Source organism: Protofrankia sp. CiP1_Cm_nod3, assembly GCF_982290655.1.
This window is the reverse complement of sequence record NZ_CEVIVD010000001.1, coordinates 220,779-225,389: the sequence shown is the minus strand read 5'-3', so window position 1 is coordinate 225,389 and position 4,611 is coordinate 220,779. Positions and strand designations below refer to the sequence as shown.

General features: G+C 70.5%; 4 protein-coding genes. 3 read left to right on the top strand and 1 reads right to left on the bottom strand.

All coding sequences use genetic code 11. The annotated features are described in order from the left end of the window. Positions 1-449: 449 nt before the first annotated feature. A complete protein-coding gene (gene bioA, locus AC5LUJ_RS00920) occupies positions 450-1,784 on the bottom strand; it encodes an adenosylmethionine--8-amino-7-oxononanoate transaminase (RefSeq protein ID WP_250280444.1) in 1,335 nt (444 codons plus the stop codon). Between the two features lie 302 nt (positions 1,785-2,086). On the opposite strand from bioA, the gene AC5LUJ_RS00915 reads away from it, so the two are divergent. The 3 genes from AC5LUJ_RS00915 (at position 2,087) to AC5LUJ_RS00905 (ending at position 4,233) form a co-directional block, all read left to right on the top strand. Further along, the gene (locus AC5LUJ_RS00915) at positions 2,087-2,380 is read left to right on the top strand and encodes a GlsB/YeaQ/YmgE family stress response membrane protein (RefSeq protein WP_250280448.1); all 294 of its coding nucleotides are present in this window, start codon (positions 2,087-2,089) and stop codon (positions 2,378-2,380) included. 65 nt (positions 2,381-2,445) lie between these two features. After that, positions 2,446-3,231, top strand: a complete 786-nt coding sequence (locus AC5LUJ_RS00910) for a phytanoyl-CoA dioxygenase family protein (protein ID WP_250280451.1) — start codon at positions 2,446-2,448, stop codon at positions 3,229-3,231. 159 nt (positions 3,232-3,390) lie between these two features. Further along, a complete protein-coding gene (locus AC5LUJ_RS00905; protein WP_250280453.1) occupies positions 3,391-4,233 on the top strand; it encodes a rhomboid family intramembrane serine protease in 843 nt (280 codons plus the stop codon). The last annotated feature ends 378 nt before the right edge of the window (positions 4,234-4,611 follow it).

Sequence of the window (4,611 nt, the reverse complement as noted above, 5' to 3'; positions counted from 1 at the left end):
CGGCTGAGGGGATGGCTGAGAGGGGGAGCGCGACGGTGGACGGGATGGCGGACATGGCGGACAAGGTGGCGGGCACATGTCCGTTCCGCCGGCGGTGGAGCCCGCCGGCGCGGGCGTGCCGTGCGCCGTTGTTCCAGCGGGATGCGCGGTTTTCCCCGGATTCGCCGTTCCCCACAGAGGCACCGTTCCCCGGAGAGGAGGTAACAAAATGCGGGACATCATGGTGGGCCGACCTTCCTCCCGTTCGCCTCGTTCCGGTTTGATTCGCACCGGCCTGCTACTCACAGTCACCAACAGAAGCAAAGAGTACGGAGGGTGGCCCGGCGACCGCAACCACTTCGATGTTGTCCCTGTGTCGGGAACCGTCGGACGATGCCCGAGAAGATGGCCCCGATACGGCACACAACCGTTCCGGCGGGCCCGTTGCCGCAGGTCAAGCGGTTAGATCATCAGGTGGTGCGGGCGACCGCCTCCACCATGGCGGCGGTCAGCGCGGCGACGTCTGGGCGCGTCATGACGTATGGGGGCATTGCGTACACCAACCGGCCAAACGGACGCACCCAGACCCCCAGCTCCACCAGCAGCGGCTGGATCACCCGCATGTCGACCGGCTCCCGGGTCTCGATCACCCCGATCGCGCCCAGTGTCCGCACGTCGGCGACACCGGGCAGCGCGCGGGCAGGCGCGAGCCCCTCGGCCAGCCAGGTCCGCAGATCACCGACCCGGCGCCGCCACGGCCCGGACAGCAGCAGGCCGATGCTGGCGTTCGCCACCGCCGCGGCCAGCGGGTTGCCCATGAACGTCGGCCCGTGCATGAACACGCCCGCCTCGGACCCGCACACCCCGGCCGCCACCTCGTCCGTGCACAGGGTTGCGGCCATCGACAGGTATCCCCCGGTCATGGCCTTGCCGACGCACATGATGTCCGGGCTGATCCCGGCGTGGTTGCAGCCGAACAGCTCCCCCGAGCGTCCGAACCCGGTCGCGATCTCGTCGGCGATGAGCAGGATGCCGTAGGCGTCGCACAGCTCGCGCAGCCGGGCCAGCCAGCCCGGGGCGTAGAAGCGCATCGCCCCGGCGCCCTGCACCACCGGCTCGCAGATCACCGCGGCGATCTCGTGCTGGTGCTCGTCGAGCAGCCGGGCGATACCGGCGACGTGCTCGTCCTCGCAGGGCTCGTCGAAGCCCGGCCGCGGCGCCTCGGCGAAGAGGTGACGCGGCAGCAGGCCGGTGAACAGATGGTGCATGCCGGTGTCCGGGTCGCACACGGCCATCGCGCCGGAGGTGTCCCCATGATATCCCCGGCGGACGGTGAGCAGCCTCGTCCGCCCGGGGCGTCCCCGGCCCCGCGCGTACTGCAACGCCATCTTGATCGCGACCTCGACGGAGACCGAACCGGAGTCGCAGAAGAACACCCTGGTCAGCGGCGGCGGGGTGATCTCGGCCAGGGTGCGGGCCAGCGTCACCGCGGGCGCGTGGGTCAGCCCGCCGAACATGACATGGGCCATGTCGTCGAGCTGGTCGCGCACCGCCGCGTCCAGGACCGGGTGGGCGTAGCCGTGGATGGCGGCCCACCACGACGACATGCCGTCGATCAGCTCCCGCCCGTCGGCCAGCCGCAGCCGCACCCCGGACGCGGACGCCACCGGGAACACCGGCAGCGGGTCGGTCGCCGACGCGTACGGATGCCAGACATGCGCCCGGTCGTCGGCGAGCAGCTCCCCCACATCGGCGTACCGAGCCGACGTGTCTCCCTCCGGACGATGCCGCGGACGATGCCCCATACGCCATGTCTACCGTGCCCCGTCCATCACGCGTCATACGGCGTACGCCGTCCCGCCCGTACCGGCCCACGGCCCACCGCCGATCCCGGCGCGCTCCTGGCCGTCTGAGCATCCGCGGCGGATGTGACGGCTGGGTGGACGGCATGTCCCGCGGTGGTCATGGCGGCCGGCTGTCGCGGTATGGACAGGCGGCAACGGACCATCGGCGTTTGCGAGGAAGCCGCGTGGAGATAATCCCACCGTTGGTGACAACGGCTGGTGACAGTTACTGGTGACAACGACTCCCACCGGGGAAGGCCACCATGTTTCAACTGATCTGGATCATCCTTGCCGGCCTCGTGATCGGCCTGTTGGCACGACTGGCCGTCCGGGGGCCGCAGCGGATCCCGCTGTGGCTCACGATCGTCGTCGGCATCGTCGGCGCGCTGGTGGGCAACATCATCGCCAGTGTGCTCGGTGTCCGCCACACCGGCGGTTTCGACTGGATACGCCACATCCTGCAGGTCGGTGTGGCCGCCGGCCTCATCGTCCTCCTCACGCCCCTGTGGCTCAACCGCAACACCCAGCGTCCCGACGAGCACCGCCAGTATCGGTAGGCCCTGGCTCTCCGACGTCCGCCGTGAGCGGCCCCGACCCAGTACCCGCACTGCATGATGGCCGTATGACGAACGGTGTCGACACGTTGTCGGAGACGCCCGAGGCATCGGAGACGATCACGGGGCTGGCCGCGGACTTCGACCGCGACGGTTTCGTGATCGTCCGCGGGCTGTTCGGCGAGGAGGAGACGGCTGAGCTCGGTGCCGCGCTCGCCGGCCTCCAGCGCCGGATCAGCACCGGCGAGCTCGACCGCTCCTGGGCCGGGGACGATCTCGGCGGCGACTTCGACGGTGAGCATCCGCCGTACGTGCACTATGTCGTCGGGGTGACGAACCTCTCCCCCGTCGCCGCGGTCGCGATCCGCCACCCCGTCCTGCTCGCGCTCGTCCGGCGCATCCTCGGCGACGGCTACTGGCTGTACGACGTGGACGATCATGGTGTGATCTACCAGGACGCCCGCCCCGGCGCCGGGATGACCTACACGCGGATCGGCTGGCACAGCGACCACCAGTCCCGGCCGACGTCGGACATCTGGCCCGGCGTGGCGCTGACCTTCCACATCGACGCGACATCGCCGGCCAACGGCTTCCTGCGGGCGGTGCCCGGCAGCCACCACGGGGACTGGGACGCCGTCCCCGCCGGCTTCGGCAGGATCCCCGGCGAGGTGGCGCTCTACTGCGACCGCGGTGACGTGCTGCTGCACCACAGCGACCTGTGGCACGCCGCCGCCCGCGCCACCGAGGATCCGCCCGGCGGCGTGCGCCGGCACATGCGCGGCAGCTACCTGGGCGGCCGCCCCCTCGCCGCCGGCGAACAGCTCGAGCCCTTCAACAAGAACGCCCTGCGCTGACCCCGGCCGCCCGCGAATTTCATCATCGTTGTGATTCTGGTGCTGCCGGAACGGCATCGGGATCACAACGGCCACTTGTCGGCGGTGAGGGTACGCGGGACGGCGGCGGTGGGTGGATGCGGTTGTCGGTGACGCGGGCGGCGCGGGCAGGATGGGTGCGTGGTCCTACCGATTCACGACATCAACCCGCTGCGTCGCCGGCCGGTCGTCACCTGGCTGCTGATAGCGGTCAACGTCGTCGTCTTCGTGTTCTTCGAGCCGGTCGTGACCTCGGTCGCCGGGGCTGACACCACGACTCCGGCGAGCGTCTGCGAGCAGGAGCGGTTCTTCGACCGCTGGGGCGCGGTCCCCACCGAGATCCTGGAGAACCGGCCCGCTTCGAAGGCGCTCACCGGTCAGGCCGTGGGGGTGGATCCGCAGGGCCATGTGCTCTGCCAGCAGGAGTCGCCGCCGCCGTACACCAAGCCACCGGTCCTGTCGGTGCTCACGGCGATGTTCCTGCACGGGAGCTGGCTGCACCTGCTCGGGAACATGCTCTTCCTCGGCGTGTTCGGCAACAACGTGGAAGACCGGATGGGCCGCTTCCTCTATCTGATCTTCTACCTGGCGTGCGGGTACGTGGCCACCTACGGGTTCGCGCTGTTCGAGTCGGACTCGACCACGACGCTCATCGGCGCCTCCGGGGCGGTGGCCGGCGTACTCGGCGCCTACCTGGTCGTCTTCCCGCGGGCGCGGGTCATCGGCCTTGTCACGTTCCTGTTCTTCCTGCCGTTCTGGCTGCCGGCCTGGATAGTGCTCGGGTTCTGGTTCCTGCTGCAGTATGTCTATTTCATCGGTATGGGTGTCGCCGAGGGCGGCAGCGTCGCCTACGGCGCCCATGTGGTCGGGTTCGTTTTCGGCGCGTTGGCCGTCCTGCCGTTCGTCCGCAAGCTGCGGGCCGCGGGGCCGGCCCGGTACCAGCCGCCCGACCAGTGGTGGGTCCGTCGGATGCCCTGGCCCTGACCGGCCGGGCGATGCGGGCCGGGGGTGGCTGCCGGCCCGCTGGCACCCCCGGCCGGCCGGCGGGACACTCCCGCCGTGTTTTTACGCTATACGCCCAAGAAGGGACGGGCCGCCGGGCTAGTCCCCCCGCCCGCCGCGGTCATCGCGGTGGACGGGCACGGACGAACGCGGCGGCCCGGGCCGGTCGCGCGGGCGGCGCCCGGACGCCTGCATCGACCAACATCCATCAGACACGCCCTGGCGGCGGGCTCCCGGGCCGGTGCCGGGCCACCCGCCGGTGGTCGGCATGTTCAGGCGGTAACCGGCGTCGACCGCCACAGGCGCCGCTTCTTCCCTGCCTTCTTCCCCGTCTTCTTCCCCGAGTCCTTCCCGGCCGGG

Excerpts from the sequence above, each read along its gene's own strand:
- bioA (WP_250280444.1), bottom strand. The coding sequence starts at position 1,784 with ATGGGGCATCGTCCGCGGCATCGTCCGGAGGGAGACACGTCGGCTCGG.
- AC5LUJ_RS00915 (WP_250280448.1), top strand. The coding sequence starts at position 2,087 with ATGTTTCAACTGATCTGGATCATCCTTGCCGGCCTCGTGATCGGCCTG.
- AC5LUJ_RS00910 (WP_250280451.1), top strand. The coding sequence starts at position 2,446 with ATGACGAACGGTGTCGACACGTTGTCGGAGACGCCCGAGGCATCGGAG.